21 protein-coding genes and 1 pseudogene are annotated in these 21,789 nt (G+C 71.7%); 9 read left to right on the top strand and 13 right to left on the bottom strand.

Annotated elements, in window-relative coordinates; translation table 11 throughout:
* Window positions 1-11: 11 nt before the first annotated feature.
* Window positions 12-1,121, bottom strand: coding sequence for an FAD-dependent oxidoreductase (locus AB4039_RS11560; RefSeq protein ID WP_442270647.1), 1,110 nt, complete (start codon window positions 1,119-1,121; stop codon window positions 12-14).
* 123 nt (window positions 1,122-1,244) lie between these two features.
* Between AB4039_RS11560 and AB4039_RS11555 the strand changes: the two genes are divergently transcribed.
* Entirely contained in the window at window positions 1,245-1,838 is a 594-nt protein-coding gene (locus tag AB4039_RS11555; protein ID WP_266847057.1) for a TetR/AcrR family transcriptional regulator, read from the top strand.
* Between the two features lie 270 nt (window positions 1,839-2,108).
* On the opposite strand, the gene AB4039_RS11550 is transcribed toward AB4039_RS11555, so the two are convergent.
* The 3 genes and pseudogenes from AB4039_RS11550 to AB4039_RS11540 form a co-directional block, all read right to left on the bottom strand.
* Window positions 2,109-3,131, bottom strand: a complete 1,023-nt coding sequence (locus AB4039_RS11550) for a zinc-dependent alcohol dehydrogenase family protein (protein WP_442270646.1) — start codon at window positions 3,129-3,131, stop codon at window positions 2,109-2,111.
* Between the two features lie 69 nt (window positions 3,132-3,200).
* Entirely contained in the window at window positions 3,201-3,614 is a 414-nt protein-coding gene (locus AB4039_RS11545) for a (R)-mandelonitrile lyase (protein ID WP_442270645.1), read from the bottom strand.
* A gap of 71 nt (window positions 3,615-3,685) precedes the next feature.
* Window positions 3,686-3,993, bottom strand: a pseudogene (locus tag AB4039_RS11540) (carboxymuconolactone decarboxylase family protein); the annotation flags it as partial.
* A 219-nt stretch (window positions 3,994-4,212) separates the two neighbouring features.
* On the opposite strand from AB4039_RS11540, the gene AB4039_RS11535 reads away from it, so the two are divergent.
* Window positions 4,213-4,827, top strand: a complete 615-nt coding sequence (locus AB4039_RS11535) for an MmyB family transcriptional regulator (RefSeq protein ID WP_442270644.1) — start codon at window positions 4,213-4,215, stop codon at window positions 4,825-4,827.
* Window positions 4,828-5,154: 327 nt separating this feature from the next.
* Complete coding sequence (hpf, locus tag AB4039_RS11530; protein ID WP_266847063.1) at window positions 5,155-5,451, top strand: ribosome hibernation-promoting factor, HPF/YfiA family; 297 nt, start codon at window positions 5,155-5,157, stop codon at window positions 5,449-5,451.
* A gap of 268 nt (window positions 5,452-5,719) precedes the next feature.
* Here the strand turns inward: hpf and AB4039_RS11525 are convergent, their stop codons facing one another.
* The 3 genes from AB4039_RS11525 to AB4039_RS11515 form a co-directional block, all read right to left on the bottom strand.
* Window positions 5,720-8,878: a patatin-like protein gene (locus AB4039_RS11525; protein WP_442270643.1), complete on the bottom strand. Its 3,159-nt coding sequence runs from the start codon at window positions 8,876-8,878 to the stop codon at window positions 5,720-5,722.
* 740 nt (window positions 8,879-9,618) lie between these two features.
* Window positions 9,619-10,263, bottom strand: a complete 645-nt coding sequence (locus tag AB4039_RS11520) for a GAP family protein (protein WP_266847086.1) — start codon at window positions 10,261-10,263, stop codon at window positions 9,619-9,621.
* 204 nt (window positions 10,264-10,467) lie between these two features.
* On the bottom strand, window positions 10,468-11,259 hold the full coding sequence (locus tag AB4039_RS11515) for a bestrophin-like domain (protein WP_442270642.1): 792 nt from the start codon (window positions 11,257-11,259) through the stop codon (window positions 10,468-10,470).
* Window positions 11,260-11,467: 208 nt separating this feature from the next.
* Between AB4039_RS11515 and AB4039_RS11510 the strand changes: the two genes are divergently transcribed.
* A complete protein-coding gene (locus AB4039_RS11510) occupies window positions 11,468-12,502 on the top strand; it encodes a helix-turn-helix transcriptional regulator (RefSeq protein WP_442270641.1) in 1,035 nt (344 codons plus the stop codon).
* Here AB4039_RS11510 and AB4039_RS11505 read toward each other — a convergent pair.
* A complete protein-coding gene (locus tag AB4039_RS11505; protein WP_266847069.1) occupies window positions 12,493-13,452 on the bottom strand; it encodes an SDR family oxidoreductase in 960 nt (319 codons plus the stop codon). The genes AB4039_RS11510 and AB4039_RS11505 overlap by 10 nt on opposite strands.
* A gap of 53 nt (window positions 13,453-13,505) precedes the next feature.
* A complete protein-coding gene (locus tag AB4039_RS11500) occupies window positions 13,506-13,949 on the bottom strand; it encodes a hypothetical protein (RefSeq protein ID WP_442270640.1) in 444 nt (147 codons plus the stop codon).
* Between the two features lie 148 nt (window positions 13,950-14,097).
* Here AB4039_RS11500 and AB4039_RS11495 point away from each other — a divergent pair, with 148 nt between their 5' ends.
* Both AB4039_RS11495 and AB4039_RS11490 read left to right on the top strand, forming a co-directional pair.
* On the top strand, window positions 14,098-15,351 hold the full coding sequence (locus AB4039_RS11495) for a sensor histidine kinase (protein ID WP_266847073.1): 1,254 nt from the start codon (window positions 14,098-14,100) through the stop codon (window positions 15,349-15,351).
* Window positions 15,342-15,989 (top strand): response regulator transcription factor, encoded by a 648-nt coding sequence (locus tag AB4039_RS11490; protein WP_266847074.1) that lies wholly within the window; start codon window positions 15,342-15,344, stop codon window positions 15,987-15,989. Before AB4039_RS11495 ends, AB4039_RS11490 begins: the two co-directional genes overlap by 10 nt.
* Before the next feature lie 126 nt (window positions 15,990-16,115).
* Here the strand turns inward: AB4039_RS11490 and AB4039_RS11485 are convergent, their stop codons facing one another.
* The gene (locus AB4039_RS11485; protein ID WP_442270639.1) at window positions 16,116-16,286 is read right to left on the bottom strand and encodes a hypothetical protein; all 171 of its coding nucleotides are present in this window, start codon (window positions 16,284-16,286) and stop codon (window positions 16,116-16,118) included.
* 363 nt (window positions 16,287-16,649) lie between these two features.
* Here AB4039_RS11485 and AB4039_RS11480 point away from each other — a divergent pair, with 363 nt between their 5' ends.
* Window positions 16,650-17,489, top strand: a complete 840-nt coding sequence (locus AB4039_RS11480; protein ID WP_442270638.1) for a patatin-like phospholipase family protein — start codon at window positions 16,650-16,652, stop codon at window positions 17,487-17,489.
* A 104-nt stretch (window positions 17,490-17,593) separates the two neighbouring features.
* Window positions 17,594-18,820, top strand: a complete 1,227-nt coding sequence (locus AB4039_RS11475) for an NAD(P)/FAD-dependent oxidoreductase (RefSeq protein ID WP_442270637.1) — start codon at window positions 17,594-17,596, stop codon at window positions 18,818-18,820.
* Window positions 18,821-18,930: 110 nt separating this feature from the next.
* Here the strand turns inward: AB4039_RS11475 and AB4039_RS11470 are convergent, their stop codons facing one another.
* The 3 genes from AB4039_RS11470 to AB4039_RS11460 all read right to left on the bottom strand — a co-directional run bounded on the left by AB4039_RS11470 (window position 18,931) and on the right by AB4039_RS11460 (window position 21,072).
* Window positions 18,931-19,803: an NmrA family NAD(P)-binding protein gene (locus tag AB4039_RS11470; RefSeq protein WP_266847079.1), complete on the bottom strand. Its 873-nt coding sequence runs from the start codon at window positions 19,801-19,803 to the stop codon at window positions 18,931-18,933.
* 120 nt (window positions 19,804-19,923) lie between these two features.
* Window positions 19,924-20,397, bottom strand: a complete 474-nt coding sequence (locus AB4039_RS11465; protein WP_266847081.1) for a hypothetical protein — start codon at window positions 20,395-20,397, stop codon at window positions 19,924-19,926.
* Window positions 20,398-20,553: 156 nt separating this feature from the next.
* Window positions 20,554-21,072, bottom strand: a complete 519-nt coding sequence (locus AB4039_RS11460) for a MarR family winged helix-turn-helix transcriptional regulator (RefSeq protein WP_442270636.1) — start codon at window positions 21,070-21,072, stop codon at window positions 20,554-20,556.
* A 160-nt stretch (window positions 21,073-21,232) separates the two neighbouring features.
* Between AB4039_RS11460 and AB4039_RS11455 the strand changes: the two genes are divergently transcribed.
* The gene (locus tag AB4039_RS11455) at window positions 21,233-21,778 is read left to right on the top strand and encodes an AAA family ATPase (protein ID WP_442270635.1); all 546 of its coding nucleotides are present in this window, start codon (window positions 21,233-21,235) and stop codon (window positions 21,776-21,778) included.
* Window positions 21,779-21,789 lie beyond the last annotated feature (11 nt).

Genomic DNA, 21,789 nt, shown 5'->3' with positions numbered 1-21,789 from the left:
CGTCCGCCGGCTCAGGAGGACGTTGCGGGAACGAGCTGGTCGAGTCTCTGCGCACTTCCCGTCGCGGCCTCGATCGAGCGAGGCAGCATGATGCTCTCGTAAGCGCGGACGGCATCGCCGGGGCTGGATTCGGCGACGAGGGCGTGGGCGAGGTCGGAGCCGTCGAGCATGGCGAGATTGGCGCCCAGCCCCACCGGGGGCATCAGGTGCGCGGCATCGCCGAGCAGCGTGACGCCGGGAACGTGCTCCCAGGTGTGCGGGACGGGCAGGACGAACAGGGACCGGTTGACGAACCCGGTATCGCTGTTCCGCAGGATGTAGCGCAGGCTCTTGTCCCAGCCGTCGAACATCCTCAGCAGGTGCGCCCGCACGGCCTGTTGGTCGCCGAGGTCGATACCGGCGGCCGCGGGCCAGTCCTGCGGCTCGCGGAGCGCGATGTAGGCGCGGATGTGGCCGTTGCTGTTGCGCTGCGCGACCAGGGTCCTGCCGACGCCCTTCGCCAGCATCGATCCGTTGCCGACCAGCCGGGCGAGGTCCCGGTGGCGGGTGTCGCACTGGTCGAACCCCGTCTCGACGAAGGTGACACCGGTGTAGTGGGGTGCGGCGTGTGACAGGGCCGGGCGGACGCGTGACCTGGCGCCGTCGGCACCGACCACCAGGTCGAAGTCCTCTGCGGTGCCGTCACCGAGGAGCAGCCGGCAGGTGCCGTCCGCCAGGGGGGTGACCCCGCTGACAGCGTTGTCCCACCGCACCGTGCCCGCGGTGAGCGAGTCCAGGAGCAGACCTCGCAGTTGACTCCGGTCGATCTCCGGCCGGCCGCCGCCGGGGGTCGGCCCCTGCTGCGCAAGGAGGGCGCCGGTGGCGAAGTCGAGCACGCGCCACTCGTCGCCCTCGGGGCGGGCGAGGGCGTGGAATCGGTCGAGGAGCCCCGCCGACCGCAGGGCGGCCTGGCCGGTGTCGGCGTGCATGTCGAGGGTGCCGCCCTGCGGGCGGGCGTCGGCGGATGCCTCGCGTTCGAAGACGGTGACGGAGCGACCGTGTTGCTGCAGGACTCGGGCGCAGGTCAGTCCGCCGAGGCCGGCGCCGACGATCGCGATGCGGGGGTCGCGGGCGGGGGTCATGGCATGTCCTTCCGGTGGTGGGTGGGCCGCCGGGAGGCCCGACATCACCAAGAAAGCACACTAGCTAAATAAGCGCAATGACTAAACTTTTAGAGTGAATGCGCTTCAAGGTATGGTGTGCGAGTGACCGAACCGACCGGGCGCCGCGAGCGCAAGAAGGCCCAGACCCGCCAGTCCCTGGCCGACGCCGCACTTGAGCTCTTCCTCCAGCGCGGCTACGACCAGGTCGGGGTCAAAGACGTCGCCGACCTCGCCGACGTCTCGGTGACCACCCTGTTCAAGCACTTCTCCGGCAAGGAAGCCCTGGTCTTCGATCAGGACGACGACCTGGAAGCAGCACTCGTCGCCGCCGTGCGCAAGCGCACCCCGGGCCAGTCGATCCCGCAAGCGTTGCGCGAGCACCTCCTGCTGGGGCAGACCCAGTTCGCCGTCCATGCCGCGGACCCGCGGTTCGCCGACTTCACGCGCCTGGTGCAGGAGACCCCTGCGCTGCGCGACTACGCCCACCGCATGTGGACGCGCCATGAGGCGGCCCTGACGAGGGCCATCGCCGAGGCCGTGGGTGCGCCCGAGGACGACGTCAGCTGCGCCGCCCTGGCCCGTTTTGCCCTTGAGGCCCGCAGCCTCATCCTGCGGCACGCCGAACCGCGCCGAGCCGCCGACGAGGCCTTCGCGCTGCTCGAACACGGCTGGGCCGCCTCCCATCCGGGTAGCTGACCCGGTCTGCGTGGCGCCCCGGTGTGCACGGATGCGGTGCGCGCTCCCGGGCTGCGCCCGCCTGGGCGAAGGCCCACGCCGCTGCCGGCCGCCATGCCGGAGGCCGCCCCGGTAACCAGGGCGGCCCGCCCCTTGAAGTCGTACCGCGGAATCACTGCGAGCACTTCCTGTGGCTCGTACGGCCGGACATCACCCCGACTGGCACGGGGTGGACGCGGTTTCCCGGCCCGACGTGGCGCCCGGGTCGGGAAGACGGTGTACGGGCTGGGGTCAGGGGCGCAGGAGGGTCTTGACGGCGCGCCGCTCGTCCATGGCCTTGTAGCCCTCGGCCACCTCGGACAGGGGCAGTTCGAGGTCGAAGACCTTGCCGGGGTTGATCCGACCGGCAAGGACCCGGTCGATCAGATCGGGCAGGAATGCCCGCACCGGGGCGGGGCCGCCGCGCAGGCCGACGTGGGAGTAGAACAGCTCGGTGCCGTCGACCACCACGTCGTGGGGAACGCCGACGAAGCCGACGTTGCCGCCGGGCCGGGTGGACTTGAGGGCCTGCTGCATCGACTGTTCGTTGCCGACGCACTCCAGCACCCGGTCGGCGCCGATTCCGCCGGTCATCTCCTTGATGCGTGCCACGCCCTCGTCGCCGCGCTCGGCGACGATGTCGGTGGCGCCGAACTCGCGGGCCAGCTTCTGGCGGGATTCGTGCCGGGACATGGCGATGATCCGCTCCGCCCCGAGTTCCTTGGCGGCGATGACCGCGCACAGGCCGACCGCGCCGTCACCGACCACGGCGACCGTGTCGCCGGGCCGGACCTGGGCCGCGACTGCGGCGTACCAGCCGGTGCCCATCACGTCGGAGCAGGCCAGCAAGCTGGCCAAGTGCTCCTGGCCGGGCAGCTCGGGTGTGGCGACCAGGGTGCCGTCGGCCAGCGGGATGCGGATCTTCTCGGCCTGGCAGCCTTCGGCGCCGACGAATTCGCGGTGCAGGCAGTTGGTCTGGTAGCCGTTCCGGCAGGTGACGCAGGTGTTGTCGCAGGCGACGAACGAGCCGATGACGAACTGGCCCGGCTTGATGTTCTTCACGTCATCGCCGGCTTCTTCGACGATGCCGACGTACTCGTGGCCGAACGGGGTGGGCTGCTCGACCGGGTTGATGCCGCGGTAGCTCCACAGGTCCGATCCGCACACGCACGTCGCGACGGTGCGGATGACCGCATCAGTGGCATTGACGATCTTCGGGTCGGCGCGCTCCTCGAAGCGCACGTCGCCGGGGGCGTAGAGGATTGCTCCGCGCATGGTGCAACCTTTCACGAGCGAAAGACGGGGCGGCCCCCCAGACACAGGGCGGCCGCATCTGCGGGGTGGTCAGCGGCCGGCGGACTTCAGGGCCGCTGCGTACTGCTCGTCGGTGACCGGCTCCAGCCAGGCGGTGCCGTCGCCGTTCTCATCGCCGACGAGGATGGCGATGTGGGCCATGAGGGTGGTGTCGGTGGCGCCGTGCCAGTGCTCCTCACCGGCCGGGCACTTGACCGTCTGACCGGCGCCGGCGAGCACGACATCGCCATCGCGGGTGCCGACCAGGCCGACGCCGTCGGTGAGGTAGAGCGTCTGGCCCTTGGTGTGGGAGTGCCAGTTGGTGCGGGCGCCCGGGGTGAAGCGGACCAGCGCGGCGGCCAAGCGGGCCGGGTCGGAGGGTGCCTCGATCGGGTTGAGGTAGACATCGCCGGTGAAGCGCTCGGCCGGGGCCTTGGTGGTGGGGGTGGAGGTGATGTGTTCCATGGCGGCTTTCCTTGATCTGGAGGAGGAGGAGGGAGCGGCGGGCCCGGGCAAAGGGGCCGGTCAGGCGGATGCTCGTCGGCGATCTTCTTCAGCAGCGTGATCGCGGTCATGGCGTTGGGCCATCCGGCGTAGAACGCCAGGTGCGTGATCGCCTCGGACAGCTCCTCAACGCCCAGCCCGTGCCCCAGCGCCTGGCCCAGGGAGTACGGGAGCTGCTCGCTGCGGTACAGGGCGGCCAGCTCGCTCACCGTCACCAGGCTCCGGTCTCGGGGGGACAGCCCGGGGCGCTCCCACACCTCGCCGAAGAGCACATCGTTCGAGACCTCGACGGGCTTCGGCGCGATCTTGGCCGGCTCGGGGGTGCGGACTGCTTCGCCATGCGATGACCCCTTGCTGCGATGCGGACACGTATGCGGTAGGTCTCACTCTGTGCGAGCGGGTCCCGCCCCGCAGCCGCAGTGGCCGGCCCCGGCCTGTTTCCAGGGTCCGGCCGACTACCGCCGATACCGAGAAACCGCCGGTGAAGCCCACGTGGAAGGCACCGTCGTTACAGGTACTGACAGGACTCCCCTCCTGCATCCAGCGCATCCTGGACTCCATGACCGATAGCCCGGCCTTCGTCCGCAACGGACGCCTGGACATCCTGGCCGTCAACCGCCTCGGCCGCGCCCTCTACGCACCGCTCTTCACCCCCGGCTCCCCGCTCCCGGTCAGCATCGCCCGCTTCCAGTTCGTGGACCCCGCAGGCCCGGACCTCTTCCCCGACCGGACGGCATCGCTCAACACCGCCGTCGCCCTGCTGCGCACCGAAGCCGGCCGCGCCCCCCACGACAGCGAACTCACCGCACTCATCGGTGAACTGGTCACCCGCAGCGGCGAGTTCCGCAACGCACGGCCCGAACACAACGTGCGCCTGCACCACACCGGCAGCAAACCCTTCCACCACCTCGAAATCGGCGACATCCTCCTCGACTTCGATGCCATGGCCCTGCCCGCCCAGCCCGGCCTCACCCTTACCGCCTACAGCGCCGAACCCGGCATCCCCGGCCACGACCGGACTGCGCCTGCTGTCCGCCTGGGCCGCCACCGAAGACGCACAGACCGCCGCCGGCACACCCGGCCCCCGGAGCTGACCGACACGGCCGGCCTTCGCCAGGCAACGAGGTCGCGGGGACCCGGGCCGGCCGACCGCCACCTCAGCCGGTGCACGTAACGGTGGCTTCCCGAGCCCCGGCACAGAAGGCGCGCCTCAAGGGGCAGGGGCTACGGGCACGCCGACAGGCCGCTGATCCGGTTGGACACCGGCGCCACAGACCGAGCACGACGGCTCGGGGCGGCCCCGGGCAGCCCTCCGACGAGGTGACGACGCTCGCGCCCCTGCCGTCGACCCGTCCCGGCCCCGGCCCCGGCCCCGGCCCCGGGAGAATCCGGCGTACAACAATCAGCCCAAAGGGGGATATAGCTCTGCCATGGCTTCGTTCGTGCCCGCTGAAGCACCTAGCCTGACCAGCGAGGACCTGTCAGAACCGAGAGGCAAAAGATGCTCTACACACTCAGCGGCGACAACGTCGAGATCACCGACGCACTGCGCGGTATCGTCGGCGAGAAGCTGGCCCAGCTCAACACGCAGGGTACCGAAAGCACCAGCGCTCATGTGGACCTGAAGATCAACGGCTCGGAGCAGACCGCCTCGGGCACCCTCCAGGTGGACGGCCAGGACCTCACCACCATCACCGCAAGGGCCTCCGACATGCACGCGGCCATCGACACGCTCATCGACAAGCTCTCCGCCCAGCTCAGGAGGCACACGCAGAGGCAGCACGGACGCCAGAAGTAGTCAGAACCACCGGGCGGCGGAACCAAAAGCGCTGGGAATCGTGTGGGACACCGCCGAGCACGGCTTCACCGAAAACATCGCCGCCGCCCGCGCGTGCCTCGCGCTCCACGGGGTGCAGCCGCACTGGACCGGCAGGAGGGAGAGTGGCGGTGCACACCGTGCCCTGGTTGCACGCAGCATGCGCCGGGCGGTACTGGACCTGCTTGAGGCTCCGCTTCGCGGCTCGGGCGAGCTGATCGAGGTCGGCGACCCCGGCTCGGCCGGATCGTTACCGTCTTCGAGAGAGCCGCGACCGTAGAGCGGGCCGAGAAGCGCCCGAAGACTCCCGTGCGCCGGCGACCCACCAGCCCAGCAGTACGACGAGCAGCCCCACTCCCAGCTTGATGGCCAGGCTCCACAGGGCCTGCGACATCTCCTCACGCCTGCTCAGGTCCCACCACGCATAACCGGCTACCGCAATGCCAGCGAGGCCGGCCGCGATCGCGAGCCGCCAGCCGACCTGGCGTGCGTCCGGGGTCAGCAGCGCGGCGGCGGACCAGCCCGCGAGCAGCACGAGCACTCCCACAAGAGTGAAGGCCACCGGCATGGCCGGCACGAAGAGCGACACGGCGAGCAGGACACCTCCGGTGGCAAGGGCGAGCTGTACTACGCGGTTGCCGAAGCTGCCGGGGCGGGTGAGGAAGTGGATCATCGCCCAGACGGCGAGGGTGTAGCCGCGGAGCGCGCCGAGTACCACGCCGACGGCCTTCACCTGGGACAGGGGGCCGACGGAGTTTGCCGTGACAGCGGCTGTTTGGGCCGCGGTGTTGGCGAGCAGGTCTCCGCCCACCTCTTGCGTGATCCGCTGGCTTCCGATCGTCCGCGCACTGTTCCACAGTTTCCACAGCTCGGCTGGCCCCATCGGCTGCTGAGCGGTGCGGGCGGTGGTGGTCTCGGTGTCGTACTCGGCGAGCCATGCCGTGCTGCCCATCGGTCGGCCGTCACCCTCTGCGCGTACGGCGTCGGCGAGCCGGTGCAGATCCTGCCGGAGGATGTGGGTCTGGAGGGCGCGGGTGACAGCCTCAACGCAGAGGCCAAGAGGGTCACTCTCCATATTGCCGGTGCCGGTGCCGGTGCCGGTGCCGGTGTCGGCGGATTCCGGACCCGCGACGAACATCCGGCTGGCGAAGGTGCTGCAGGCGTCGGCGTACTCCTCGTCCCAACGGCCTTCCAGCCATGTGCGGTCGACAGGCTCGGTGGCGTCCACGGCGCACTTGCGGATCTTGGCAACGAGAAGTTCGGCGGCCTTCTCCTTGACGTCACCGTGATTGATGGCTGACACCTGTCGCAGCCGCTCGACTGACATCAGCGTCCGCACCAGGTGGGCGGCGCCGTCCATCCGGCCGTGGATCCAGTCGTTGACCCGCCAGGACGCGCGGTAGAAGGCGCCGAAGTGGTGCAGCTGTTTTCCTGTCAGCAGGTCGGGGCTGTTGGAAGAGAACTGGACGAGTTCGACCTCCTGCTCCACTTCGTGGTGGGCTCCCGTATACGCGAGTTGGACGACGTCCAGGAGGAGCATGCGGGAACGGATGCGGGAACAGTCGGGCGGGTCCAGCAGATAGCCGGTCAGGGCCTGGAGCCGTACCTTCTCAGTGCCGTCCGGGTCGACAACGGTGTTCCCGTTCGTGGCAATGTGTTGCAAGGCTTTCGAGCAGTCGGCAAGGCACTTCGCGAGCCTCTCGGCCTGCTCTGAGCGCTCCCGCCGCCGTGTGGCGAAGTCCCGGGGCTTCTCGGCAGCCTCCGGCGGGTTGCTCCACGTATCGAGTTCCCCGATCAGCCATTCCTTCAGTTGCTGCATGCTGCCGGCCGTCGCCCTGCCCAGCCCGTCGTCCCCCCGGGCCGGGACGGTGGCACCAGCTCCGGACCACTGCTGCCCCAGCTCCTCCCAGTTCGCCTGGATCTCTTCGAACACCTTGCTCGCCTGTTGGCGTTGTTCCAGGATGTCGCGGCGCTGTGCCGAGTTCATCGGGGCTAGCCAGATGGCCCGCTTGAGGACGTCGGCGGTCATGTCGAACAGCCTGCGGACGGTGGTCTGGCCCCAGTCCCATTCGGCGCCGGTGCGGGCGGCGGCATCGGCAGCCGACGCTCCTCCGGGGATGAACGAGTCATCTTGTTCACGTCTGTCCCAAAGCAGCGTGCGCAGACAGGCGACGATCTCACGTTCACTCCATCGGCTGGCCGCATCGGCTTGCTGCCCTGTGGTCAGCCAGCGGCCGATGGTTTCGGCGGCGTGCTGCACGCGTACTTCCAAGTAGCCCTGCCAGGCTGCCTCGGACAAGGGCTCGGCCACTTTGGTCATGGCGGAGGCGAAGCGACCGCGCGCCCGGCGGCGCAGCCGGACCTCCTCGTTGCGGCTGCGGATCTCGGCCAGTTCACGGGACACCGAGTCCGTCGAACGCAGCCGGGTGAGAACGCCGAGCAAGACCTCGGGGGCCTCGGGAACCGGCTCATTGCTGCCGGCGGAGGCCGCAGTATCTGGTATATGCGGGAGCGGGGGCGCTTCCCCGGGGTCGGGGACGACATAGGTGAGGAGCCGGCGGACCTGGAGTTGTCCGGTCTGACGGTAGATCGCCTCCAATGCCGGGCGGATGGGTTTGTTCAGCAGCACGCCGCCGTCAACGACATACTGCGAGGTGCGGAAGTTGGCCAGTCCGGCTGTCGATGGCCAGGGGCCGTCTCCCCCACTGCTGGACTGCGGAACAGTCACCCAGTGCGGTTCGAAGGCCGCGGGAAAAGAGGAGGAGCAGCGCGCCGCGACGGCCAGCTGGTCGACCACCGATTCGTCGCGAAGGCTGGTGGCGCCCGGGCCGCCGATGCCCTCTGTGGCGAATGTGAACCTGGCGTCGTGGTCGACCTCGGTCGTGCGGACGCCCATGTCGTCGCAGAAGCTGGTCTGGCGGCCCCGCCACAAGGTACCTGTGAGGATGAGTTCTACCGGTCGCTCGCCGGCCGTGCCACCGCCGGCGGACTTCGGGGGGCTGGAATCCTTCACGTGCTGGAGGGCCTTGCGGAGTTCGTCGAGGAAGTAGCTGCCTTTGAGCAGCGAGGGCGGATTCCGGTGAAGGGGGTTGCGGAGCAGTTCGCCCAAGGCGCCCTTGTCGCGCCACAGGTCACCGACGGAGGCGATGTCCCGTTCCCAGGCCAGGCCGAGGGCGAGGAAGGCTCCGTTGAGTCCGCCGGCTGAGGTTCCGGCGATGACGTCCACGCGGGCGTCGGCGTTCAGCAGATCGAGCAGTGGGTCGTAGACGGGCTGTCCCCACCTGCGGGCCATCGCGAGATGGTGGAGCTCCACGGATACGCCGCCGATCCAGACGGCCAGGCTCACTCCGCCGTTCATGACCACAGCCAGTCGGATGTCCTGGCGGTCGCTGCCATCGATCCCCGTCACTCTGTCTCCCGGTGCTCGTCGGCCGTGACGCTTTAAGGTCAGCACGCCAGCGCCATGGTTCGCCTGATCTGGGGCCGGGCAGGAGGGTGATTTCAAGGGCGGACACGTGAGCCTGTTCCAACCTCACGTTGAGACGTCGTGTACTCGGCGGCCCGCACCGGGAAGGCGACGATCCGGTCCCCCAGACCCGCGGGATCGACCACGGTCGGGGCGGGGCGGCGGCCTCCGGTACGGGGAGCGGGAGGGGCTCCAGCAGGGGGAGGGGGTGTCTGCGCCGAGGATCGGCAGGTGGGGGCGCTTGGCGGCGAGGAATGCCGGGTCCAGGACGTGCGTCTCGTACTCGGGGTCGAACACCCGGTCCGACACGGACGCCAGGTGGGCGCCGTCGGGGGTGAAGGCGGGCGACTCGTCACGGAACCTTCCGTCGGTCGCCTCCACGACGGGGCCGCCCCCGACCGGGGCCAGCCGGATCTGCCGCAGGCCCTCGGGGCCGGGGCGGGGTCAGGCGAGCCACTTCCCGTCCGGGGAGGAGGCCAGGCCGGAGACCCTCCCGTGCGCGCTGCGGTCGAGTTCGGTGACCGCGCCCGTGGCGGCGTCCACGACGAGGACGCGGCCGTCGTGGGCGGCGACGGCCAGGGACCTGCCCTGCTCGCAGGCCCGCCGGGCGCGGCCTGGTTCAGGAGCCCGCGGCGGGCAACCGTCGGTTCTTTCACACCTGTCGCAAGGCGACGGGTGTGTGGTCAGGCGACGAGTGCGTAGATGCTGCTGGCGGTCAGCCAGACTCCGGCCAGCAGGGAGAGGGTGACGATCAGCTGGTCCTGGTGATGCTCGAGCCAGGTCCGCAGAGCGTTCAGCCGGGCCTGGGCGGCGTCCGGCGCCCAAACGGTGTACAGCTCCATGACCAGGAGGCTGAGGGTGGCCAGCAGGCAGTAGCCGGTCAGGGCGAGCCAGTCGGAGAGGGAGGAAAGGTCGGCCTCGACGACCGTGGCCGCGCCGGCGCCGACCAGCGCCCACGGCTGGAGCAGCCAGGCGAGTGCGGCCGCGGTGCCGAGCGAGGCGTTGTCCACGCGGGCCGTCCAGCTCGGTGGCCGGGGCGGGCGGGGCGGCCGCCGGAGCCGGTAGCCGCCGAACAGCACCAGGCCGACGCCGATGGCCAGCTTGGCGGCGACGGCGGCGGTGGACGGCGTGCTGTGGTGGACGGGCGGCGTTCCGCCGGTCAGGAGCACGACACAGGCGACCACGACGACCAGGTTGGCCAGCCAGGACAGCAGGAAGGCGAGGCCCTTGCGGACACCCCGGCGCGACGCGAGCAGCAGGATGAAACCGCTGTTGTGCAGCGGTCCCAGGGTGATGGCCGTACCGATCACGACCAGGTCGACGACCATCGGCACAGCCGCTCCCGGAGGTCAGGGCCGCCCGCGGGCGCCGGGCGGGCGGGGGTGCCGGAGCCCGCTTGGCGCCCGTCTCGACTTTGCGGCTCCCGGCCCAAGGGGTCAAGCCAGCCACGCCGGTGCCGCGAAGGCCGCTGCGCCGTCACGGGCAGGGGCGGGCTGTGTTCTTCCGGGTCCGGGTGGGCCCTTGTTGCCGGTTCACGGGGTCCAGTACTGGGCCAGGGCTCCTTCCCGGTACGGGGCGGGGCTGACGCTGAGGTCCCCGGAGAAGGGGCGGTCCAGGACGAAGACCAGCAGCAGGCTGAAGCCGACGAGTCCGGCGACCGAGGCGACGAACAGAACCTGGACCCTCAGCTTGCGCAGACCGTAGAGGAACGTGAGCGGGATCAGGACCAGTGCGCCGCCGAAGGCCAAAGTCTGGAGCAGCGGGGGCAGTTCCCGGCGTGCCATGGTGAGCCGGGCGCGGCGTTGGGAGGCGATGTCGTTGAGATGACCGACGGCTTGCTCGTAGAAGACCTGCTGTGCCTGGCCTTGCGGGTCGTACGTCTGGAGCGCCCGGAAGGCGTCCTGCAGATGGGCCTCCGTGGCCCCGTAGCTGGGGTTCCCCGCGCGCATCCGGGGCCATTGGTCCTCGACGACGGCGTGGACGTAGCCGCTCATGGCCGAATCGAGACGGGCGCGCACCGGTTGCGGGAACGCGGCGGCGTCACGGGTGATGAGCGCCGCGTTGGTGGCCTCGGAGGCGACGATGGTCTGGGTGTCCTCCAGTTGCGTCCACAGGGTGACGATCACGAACGCGAGGATGATCCCGTAGATGGCGCCGAACATCCCCAGCGTCACTCCGACCATGTCGTTGTGCTCTCCGTGGGCCAGCGACGGGTGCCTGCGGCGCAGCAGCACGCTGCCGGCGACGGCGAGGAGGACGGTCCCACCGACGGCGACGACGGCCAGCGTGACGGTGCTGAAGTGGTTGAGCAGCCATAGCGACATGTGCGTGGAGTGTAGGCCGGACGAACCACCCCTCGGACCGCGGTTTCAAGGGCCCCACGGGCCTACGCGAAGACATTCACACCACCGGGTGAGGCCCGATTCTTGCGACCTGACGCGTACGTCCGCCCCGCCTCACGTCATCCCGCTCCGCATCGGCACCCTTTTGAGCGCGCTCGGTCACCGGCGCCGGGTCCGCGATCATGTGGGCATGCGTGCTGCCCGCCTGATCCGCATGGCCCTTCTCATCCAGTCGAGCCCCGGTCTGACCGCTGCGTCCCTCGCCCGGGAGCTGGGCGTATCCGAGCGTACGGTGATCCGCGATGCCCAGGCCCTGCAGGAGGCGGGCGTTCCCGTCCTGGCGGAGCGTGGTCGCACGGGCGGCTACCGCCTGGCGCCGGGCCACCGGACCCGGCTGACCACGCTGCATCCCACCGAGGCGGAGACGCTCTACCTCTCCGGTCTGCCCACGGTCCTGCGCGATCTCGGGCTGTCGGGGCCGGCGGAAACGGCCCGGCTGAAGCTGTCGGCCACCCTGCTCCCGTCGCTGCGGGCGGCGGCCGAGGCGTCGGTGCGCCGCTTCCACCTCGACGCCCCGGACTGGTTCCGCGAGCCGTCGGTACCGGAGTTGCTGCCGGAGCTGGCGCGCGCCGTGTGGTCCGATCGAGCAGTCGAGCTGGCGTACGCGCGGCCCGGCCGGGACGGCGCGGCGCCCCGGAGCGTGATCCGGCTGCTGGAGCCGTACGGGCTCGTCCTGAAGGCGGGGGTGTGGTACGTCGTGGGCCGTGTCCCGGGTGAGCGGCCGGGCCGGGGCGGCGCCTGGCGCACCTACCGCGTCGACCGTGTCACCGCGCTGTCCCCGGCCCCCGGCGCCGATGAACCCTTCGTCCGCGAACCGTCGTTCGACCTGGCCGCGCACTGGCGGGACCACGCCGACGGGTTCGCCCGGGCGCTGCTGCGCGCGACCGTCACCGTGCGTCTGACGGAGCGGGGTCTGCGCCGGCTGCCCGCCGTGGTGGATCCGGCGGGTGCGGGCGAGGCGCTGGCGTCGGCGTCGGCGCCGGACCCCGCCGGGCGCGTCACGCTCGACCTGCCGGTGGAGTCGGACGACGTCGCCTTCGCCCAGCTGACGTGCCTCGGCGCGGAGGTGGAGGTGCTGGCCCCGCCGGGCCTGCGCGCACGCTTCCGGGAGCACGCGCAGGCCCTGGCCGCCCTGTACGGCGCGGAGCCGGAGGATCAGCGGTAGTCGTCCGGCGACCCGTCCTTGCCGCCGTACACGACGTCCTCGAAGTAGGCCCAGGCGTCGGGCCGGCTGCCGTCCACGTCCCGTACGCCGTAGGCCTTGGCGAGGTCCGCGCTGGAGGCGGACTTCCCGTTCCAGCGGGCCGCCCGGTCGGGGTCGGCGGCGAGAGCGGCGAGAGCGCGGGCCAGGTAGTACGGCGACTCGGCGATGGCGAAGTGCGGTTCCCGCGCGACGGCGTCGCGCCAGTTCTCCTCCGTCACGCCGAAGTGGGTGAGCATCTGCTCCGAGCGCAGGAAGCCCGGTGTGACGGCCACCGCCATGCCCCCGTACTCCGCCAGCTCCTCGCCCAGTCCGAAGGCGATCCGGATCGGGGCGTTCTTCGCGAGGTCGTAGTAGAGGTTCTCGCGGTAGCGGCGGTTGGAGCGTGCCGTGCCGTCGGTGACCTCCACGTGCAGCGGCGCGTTCGAGCGGATCAGCAGCGGGAGGGCGAGTGCCGCGGTGATCACGTGCGAGCGCACACCGAGGTCCAGGAGGCGCAGTCCGTCGGCGAGCGGCGTCTCCCAGCTCTTCTTGCCGAAGACGGAACCGGCTGTCAGGTGCTCGCCGCCCCACAGGTCGTTGACGAGGATGTCGAGCCTCCCCCGGTCGCGGTCGATCCGGTCGACGAGCGCCCGTACCCGATCCTCGTCCAGGTGATCAGTGGGCACGGCGATGCCGGTGCCGCCGGCCGCCGTGACGAGCTCGGCGGTCTCCTCGATGGTCTCCGTGGTCCGGCCGACCTCGCTGACGTGCTCGCGGGTGGTGCGGCCGGTGACGTAGACCGTGGCGCCGGCGCGGCCGAGTTCGACGGCGAGGGCGCGTCCGGCGCCGCGGGTGGCGCCGGCGACGAGCGCGATCCGGTCGGCCAGGGGGGTCTTGTGGTCGAAGTGCTGGGTGTCGGTGTCCTTGTGCATGTCACCACCGTGCCTGCCAAAGGTGACAGATCACGTCACCTTTTTCTCGCGGCTCAACGTGTCTTCGGGAACGCCGCTCGCAGGGCCGCGCCGCGCGTCGTGAAGGCGATGCGGACGACCGGGAGTACGCAGAGCGTCTGCACCGCCGCGTACCACCACGGGCAGACGCCCGGGATCAGGTCGACGCCGACGATCGCGACCGGGAAGACGGCCGATATGCCGCGCAGGCGCTCGGAGGCGCGTCGGGAGCCCCGGGAGGCGGAGAGGGCCAGGCGGTGGAGCAGCACCGCGATGAGGGGGAGCAGGATCGCGCGGATCCACATGAACGGGTTCACCATGTGGCCCGTGCTCGCCACCGCGACGACCGCGAGGAGGGCGGCGGCGGTGAGCGCGCCGTAGATCTTGACGCTGACTCCGATCGTGCCGAAGGCGGCCCGGGTGGCGGGGGTGTTGAGGAGGGCCGGGTCGGTGGTCGTGGTGTTCGCGTTGTTTTCCATGGCCACGACGCTACGGAGCAGCCGTACCGCGCGGTATCGGTCTGGCCCCACAGGGGGGTGGGGCCAGCCCCACTCCCCTGCCGGGCCGGGCCGTCGCGGGCTCCGGGCGGTGCACAGTGGGGGTGTCGAACGAGAGTGAGGGGGAGTCATGGGACGTGTGGGTTCATGGGTGGTGGGGGCCGGGGTGGGGTTCGGGCGGACGTGTGTCGCCGCCGCCGTCTGCATGCTGGTGCCGGTGGTGTGGGCCGCCGCCGTGGGGTTGGGGGTGTGGTGCGGGGCGGAGCACCCGTGGTCGTGGATCGGGCCCGCCGTGATCGTGTGCGCGGGCACGCTCGCCCTGGCGCGGACGGTCTGCCGGGCGGTCCGGTTCCTCGTGGCGCGGTGGACCGGCACCGACATCGCCGCCGGGTACCTGGAGGCCGGGCCGGTGATGCAGCTGTCCACCGGCTACTGGTGGAACGGCTTCAGCTACGAACGAAGCCGCCGGGACGCCGTCATGGACCAGCGGATGCGGCTGTGGTGGAGCGACCCCGCCACCTGGCGTGACCTCCGGTTCGCCGTCGTCGCCCCGCTCACCGCGGGGGTGGTGGCCACCCTCCCGCCGGTCTCGCTGGCCGTCGCCGTCCTCGGGTTCGCCGGGCCCGGAACCGCCGCGCGTCTCGTCGGGGCGGGCGCCCTGGTCCTGGCCGTCGGCTGCGGCCCGTACGCCTGGCGGTGCCTCGGCCGGGTGGCCGTCCGTTTCCTGCGGCCCTCCCCCGCGATGGTGCTGGCGGAGCGGGTGGACGAGCTGACCTCCCAGCGCGCCGACGCCACCGTCGCGCAGGCCGCCGAGATCCGCCGCATCGAACGGGACCTCCACGACGGCGCTCAGGCCCGCCTCGTCGCCCTCGGGCTCTGCCTGGCCACCGCCGAAGCGCTCATGGACCGGGACCCCGAGCAGGCCAAGGCGCTGATGCGGGAGGCGCGGGCCGGCGCCGCCGCCTCGCTGACGGAACTCCGCGAACTGATCCGGGGCATCAGCCCGCCCGTCCTGAGCGAACGGGGGCTCGTCGACGCCGTCCGCGCGCTCGCGCTGGACGTCCCCCTGGACGTGGCCGTCCGCGCCGGCGGCCCGCTGCGCCTGGACCCGCCGATCGAGTCCGCCGTCTACTTCGGCGTCGCGGAACTCCTCACCAACGCGGTCAAGCACGCCGGAGCGGCCCGGGCCCACGTCTCCCTCGTACGGGACGACACGGGCATCGTCGTGGAGGTCGAGGACGACGGCCGGGGCGGGGCCGACGCCCGGCCCGGTGGCGGGCTCGCCGGCCTGCGCCGCCGCCTGGCCGTCTTCGACGGCACGCTCGCGATCACCAGTCCCCAGGGCGGGCCGACGCGTGTGAGGATGGCCGTACCATGCGAATAGTCGTAGCCGAAGACCTGTACCTCCTGCGCGATGGATTGGTCCGCCTGATCGAGGCGTTCGGGCACGAGGTGGTGGCCACGGCCGCCACCGGGCCCGAGACGCTCGAAGCACTGCGGACGCACCGCCCGGACGTGTCCGTCATCGACGTCCGCATGCCTCCGACCCAGTCGGACGAGGGCCTGCGCGCGGCCCTCACCGCCCGCGCCGAGGTCCCCGGTCTGCCGGTCCTGATCCTCTCCCAGCACGTCGAGCAGTTGTACGCCCGCGAACTGCTGGCCGACGGCTCCGGCGGCGTCGGCTACCTCCTCAAGGAGAGCGTGTTCGACGCCGACCAGTTCATCGGCTCCCTGGAGCGCGTGGCGGAGGGCGGCACCGCCATGGACCCGGCCGTGATCGCGAAGCTGCTGTCCGGCAGTGCCCCCGACCGGGGACTGGGGCGGCTCACCGAACGCGAGTACTCCGTGCTGGGCCTGATGGCCGAGGGTCTGTCCAACCACGCCATCGCGCGCCGCCTCTTCCTCAGTGAGGGCGCCATCAGCAAGTACACGACCTCCCTGTTCGGCAAACTCGGCGTCACGGACGACGACGACACCAACCGCCGCGTCCGCGCGGTCCTCACCTACCTCAACAAGCCCTGAACGGGTTGTGCGGGTTGCCCCGTCGCACGTTCGCCGGTTCGCACCGGATGACCGTCCGGGACCGGATGTCCGTCACCGAAGCCTCGCCCACACCCTGACCGGTCGGGGCCGCGGTGCGGCCCGGGGTCATTCGGGGCGGTTGAAGCGGTGGGCGGCCCAGAGCAGGGCCATGGCGCCGGTCGTCAGGAGGGCCGCCGCTTCGAGGAGGAGCGGAGGCTGCCGGCCGAACCGTTCGAGGCCCGCCACGGCTGCCTGGCCGGGTACCCGGAGGGTGATGCTGCACCGGAGCAGGTCCACTCCGTAGGCGAGCGGGTTGACGGCAAATGCAGCGCCGGGTGGGGAGCGAGTGCACGGAACGGCGCACGGCGGAGTTCCGGCAGGACCCGGTCCGGGCGACCGATCCCGCGGGGCGGTCCATGGCGGACCGCGGATGCCGGCGCTCACACCGGGCGGCGTCCAGGCCGTGGTGGGCGAAGGCCTCGCGGGCGGCCTCGACGGGGCGTTCGCGGTTGCGTCGGGGGTCGCGCCGTACGGGCAGGGTCATCGCCGCTCTCCCCTTCACCGACGAATCAACCGGGGAGTGTTCCCCGCTTCGCATGCTATCGTCGGCCTCGAATCGGGGAACACTCCCCGTTTAGGTTTGCGGGAGGGACGCGGACGATGACGGACACGGCTTTGGTACTGGGCGGCGGCGGAGCGGTCGGGCTCTCCTGGACCGTCGGGGTGCTGGCGGGCTTGGCCGAAGCGGGCCTGGATCTCTCCGGTGCCGACGTGACCATCGGCACCTCGGCGGGCTCCGTGATCGGAGCCCGGCTCGCCTCGGGCGTGACGGCCGAGGAGATGTACCAGGAGAACCTCGCCGGGGCCCCCGCGCTCGACGTCACCGTCACCCTGGGCCAGACCGCCCGCTTCCTGTGGGCCGCGCTGGGATCACGTGACCCGGAGCGCTCCGTCCAGCGCCTCGGCCGGACCGCGCTGGCCGCCCGTACCGCCCCCGAGTCGGCCGTCCACGGTGCGGTCGCCACGCTCCTGGAGGGCGTACGGGAATGGCCCGCCCGCGACCTGCGCCTGGCTGCCGTCGACGCCCGGTCCGGAGCCCTGGAGGTCTTCGACGCGGCCTCGGGCGTCACCCTCCCCGAGGCGGTGGCGGCGAGCTGCGCGGTACCCGTGGTCTGGCCGCCGGTATCGGTGGCCGGCCGCCGCTGGATGGACGGCGGCAGCCGCTCGACGGCCAACGTCCAGCTTGCCCTCGGCCATCGGCGGGTCGTCGCCATCGCCCCGATCCCGAAGGCCGTCGGTCCGCACCCGAGCGCGATCGAACAGGGCGCGGAACTCGCCGCGGGCGGGGCCTCGGTGGCCGTCCTCACCCCCGACCGCGCCTCGCGCGCGGCGTTCGGCCGCAACATGCTCGACCAGAGCCGCCGGGGGGCCGCCGCCCGGGCGGGCCGCGTCCAGGCCGCCTCGTACGTGGACACCGTACGCGCGGTCTGGAAGCCCTGAGCCGGCCGGCCGGCATCGCCGCAGGCCGGGCACATCCGTCCCACCTTCCGCGCCACCACGCGGGCTGCGCCGAATCCGAGCGCGCCCGGAACCAAGGAGAGATCATGAACGGCACCACCGAAGTCCTCGTGATCGGCGGCGGGTACGCCGGCGTCATGGCGGCCAACCGCCTGACCCGGAGGAACGGTGTGGGGGTGACGCTGATCAACCCGCGTACGACGTTCGTCCACCGGATCCGGCTCCACCAGCTGGTGGCCGGGACGGACGACGCCGTCGTCGAGTACCGGGACGTCCTGGCCGGGGGCGTCCGGCTGATGGTCGACTCGGTGGCGCGCATCGACGCGGCGGGACGGAGCGTGACGCTGACGTCGGGCGGCTCGGTCGGCTACGACTACCTGGTGTACGCGGTGGGCAGCGGCAGCGCCGACCCGCGCGTTCCCGGAGTGGCCGAGTTCGCGCACACGATCGCCACCCTGGAGGAGGCGCGGGAACTGCGGTCGGTGATCGACGCCGCAGCCGTGACGGCCGCGGTGACGGTGGTCGGGGGCGGACCCACCGGCATCGAGACCGCGGCCGAGCTGGCGGAGCGGGGCCGGCGCGTGACGCTGGTGTGCGGCGGCGTGCTGAACCCCTACCTGCACGCCCGGGGCCGGCGTTCGGTGGCCGGGCGACTGGCCGGGCTCGGAGTGACCGTGGTCGACGGCCCCGGCTCGGAGGTGACGGGCGTGACCCGCGATGCCGTGCGGCTCGCCGATGGCCGCGAGCTGCCGAGCGAAGTGACCGTCTGGGCCGTCGGGTTCGGTGTCCCGGACCTGGCCGCGCGCAGCGGGCTGAGCACGGATACCGCGGGCCGCCTGCTCACGGACGAGACGCTGACCAGCGTGGACGACGTACGCATCGTCGCGGCCGGCGACTCGGCCGCGCCATCGGGCCTGCCGCTGCGGATGAGCTGCCAGGCCGCGATGCCGCTGGGCGCGCGGGCCGCCGACACGCTCCTGAGCCGGATCGCCGGTGAGTCGCCCGCGCCACTGAACCAGGTGTTCGGCGCCCAGTGCATCAGTCTGGGGCGGGGCGCCGGCATCTTCCAGTTCGCCGACCGGTTCGACACCGCGGTGTGGTTCAAGATCGACGGCTGGGTGGGCTCGAAGCTCAAGGAGCTCGTGTGCAAGGGCGTCGTCAAGCACCTCGCCGACGAGGCGCGCACGCCCGGCGGCTACAAGCTGCACCTCATGGCGCGCGGCGGCGCGCGGCAGGAACTGGTCCGCGCGGCCGGGCGTGCCGAAGCCCCGGCGGGCGCCGAAGCCCCGGCGGGCGCCGATCAGGCGGCCTAGCCTCGCACCGCGGCCGACGGGTCGGCCCGGCTATGCCGGCATCTTGGCCCGGCCCCGGTACGTCGGTCGGCGGCCGGGCGACCGGGTGGCGGCCGGACCGCGTGGCGGGCTCACGGGCGTTGCCCGAAATGGGCGCGGTGTTCCCGCAGGAACGCGTCGAGGGTGCGGGGCGGGCGGCCGAGGATGTCGGCGACCGTGCCGGTCGGGGTCTCGGGACGGGTCACGGCGAGTTGCTGGATCTCCGTCACGTGGTCGGCCAGCCAGGTGGGCATGTGGGCGTGGCGGATGAGGTCTTCTCGCATTTCGTCCGGGGTGAGGTTGACGTAGTGGATGTGGTTGCCGGTCAGGACGGTCAGTCTTGCGGCGAGTTCGGAGTAGGTGACGGCCTCGGGTCCGGTCAGGACGTAGGTGCCGCCTGCGATGTCCGGCCTGGTGAGGGCGGCTGCGGCGACGTCGCCGATGTCACGGCAGTCGATGTGGTTGCAGGGCGCGCCGCCCGTCGTGCCGAGGATGACGCCCCGGGCCACGGTGGGGGCCAGGCGCAGGAGGTTCTGCATGAACGCGTAGGGGCGCAGGATGGTGTGGGCGAGACCGCTGCCGCGCAGGTGTTCCTCGACGGCGTGGTGTCCTCGGGAGACGGCGACCGGGGAGTCGGGTTCGGCGGCGGGTGCGGAGATCTTGACGATGTGTCCGATGCCGGCCTGGGCGGCGACGTCGATGACACGGGTTTCGAGTTCCACCTGTGCGGGGCCGTTGGCCATGGCGAGGAAGAGCCGGTCGGCGCCCTCGAAGGCGGTGCGCAGGGAACGGGGGTCGGTGGCGTCGGCGTACTGGACCTCGACGGGCGGTTGGTGGGCAGCGGTCATGCCGGGGATCGGCCTGTGCGGGGTGCGGGTCAGTGCGCGGACGGGTGCGCCGAGCGCGACGAGGCGGTGGAGCAGGGCGTTCCCGGTGGCTCCGGTCGCTCCCATGACGACGATCATCGTGTGCTCATTTCTGGATGACTTCCCGGCGACGGATGCCGCCGGGGTGCGGTTGGTCGGGGTGGGTTCGGCGGGGCTTGGACTCGTACGGCGGCTGGGCCGTGGTGCCGGTCGGGTGGGCTATGCCGGGGTGGCAGCGGTGGTGCCGCGCCAGCGCAGGGTGACGATGGTGGTGGCGAGGGCCGCGGAGGCGGGCAGGTCGATGCGCAGGCGCTCCAGCCAGGGGACGGCGGGAACCGGGGTGTGGGCGGGTAGCCATTGGGCGGCGAACCATCCCAGCGGGGCCGCCGCGCCGACGGCGGCGATGACGAGCGCCACGGTCAGGACGACGCGAGGCATGGTGGTGGTCCACCGTCGGGGCTGCCCTCCGTGCCGCAGCCAGGCGCCGACCAGGAAGGCCACGACGGCGGAGGTGCCGGCGATGGAGGTCAAGGCCGCCACGGCCAAGGCCTGCTGCCCGGTGACGACTCCGGCGGTACCGGCCGTGAGCGCGGGGGCGGCGTAGGCGGTCAGGACCTCTCGCCACAGGGTGAACGGCCGGGCCGGCCGGGAGGCTGCCCGGTTTCCGCGGGTGCTGTCTTTCGTTGCGGGCATGCCGGCCTCTTTCTCGTTCGTGTGAGGGAAGCGAAGGGTTGCGGCGGGGCCTTCGGGGTGTCGCCTTGGCTCGCCGATGTAATTAGGGGGCTAACTATTAGCCCGTAAAAGAGGCCCCGCCAAACGGGCGGGGCCGAAACCCTGAGGGAAGTCGGGTCAGTCCGCGAACAGGGCGGCGCTGCCGCGCACGACGCGGGCCAGCAGTTCCAGGAACACCGCACGCTCCTCGCCGGAGAGCCCGTCCACCATCGCCTCAAGCCGCCCGAAATGCTCGGACGCCATGTCGCGCAGGCGCTGCGCCCCGCGGGCGGTCAAGACGGCCACCGTGCCCCGCCCGTCCTCCGTGGAGGGCCGACGGGCGATCAGGCCCTCGCGCTCAAGGCCGTCCAGCAGGCCGGTGACCGTGGCCCGGGAGACATCGAGGTCGGCCGCAAGGCGCGAGGGGGTCTTCTCCCCGCCGTGGTCTTCCAGGTCGGCGAGCAGTCGGTAGCGCCCCGTCGACAGGCCGAACCTGGCAAAGTGCAGCTCGGCCGCCCGGCCGACCCTCGCACCCGCCGAGATCAGCCGCACCGCGACCAGCACCGCCTGCGGATCGACCTCCAGCCCGTAGCGCTCGACCTGCCGCCTGGCCTGGTCCAGCGTGGGCGCCTCGCCGTCGATCCCGTCCCTCGTCATGCAAGTAATATGGCGCCTAATCACTTGGGCTGTCAAGGCATCACGTTTACCGGCCGTGCGGTCGCCCCACGGGAACGGGCCGGAGCGGTCGGCGGCCCACGGCCCGCGGCCAGTCCGCGTCCCGTATCCCGGCCGCCCGGGTATCGGTAGCGTGTTCCGGATGGCCGTGGGAAGCGCAGGGACCAGACTCGTCGTCGTACGGGGGAACTCGGCATCGGGCAAGTCGTCGGTGGCGGCCGGGATCCGCGACCGGTTCGGCCGGGGCCTGGCCCTCGTCGGGCAGGACAACCTCCGCCGGACCGTACTGCGCGAACGGGACCGGCCCGGCGCCGCGAACATCGGCCTGATCGACTCCGTGGCCCGCTACGCGCTCGACGCCGGGTACCACGTCCTCGTCGAGGGCATCCTCTCCGCCGACCGCTACGGCACCATGCTCACGCGGCTGCTCGCCGACCACCGCGGCGTCTCCTGCTGCTACTACCTCGACATCCCGATCGCCGAAACGCTGCTCCGCCACGCGACGAAAGCCGACCCCGCGTACCGCGCCCAGGTCACCGAACGCGAGCTGCGCGACTGGTACCGCGAGCGCGACCTGCTGCCCGGCGGCGTCGAAACCGTCATCGGAGCCGACAGCACCCTCGACGGTACGGTCGGCCTCATCATGCGGGAGACCGGCCTCGCGGGACTGCCGGCGCACGACGACTGAGGACTCCGCCC

Source organism: Streptomyces sp. M-16, assembly GCF_052114405.1.
Taxonomy (GTDB): domain Bacteria; phylum Actinomycetota; class Actinomycetes; order Streptomycetales; family Streptomycetaceae; genus Streptomyces.
Note: the sequence above shows the minus strand (reverse complement) of the source record. Positions and strands in the feature narration are given on the sequence as shown.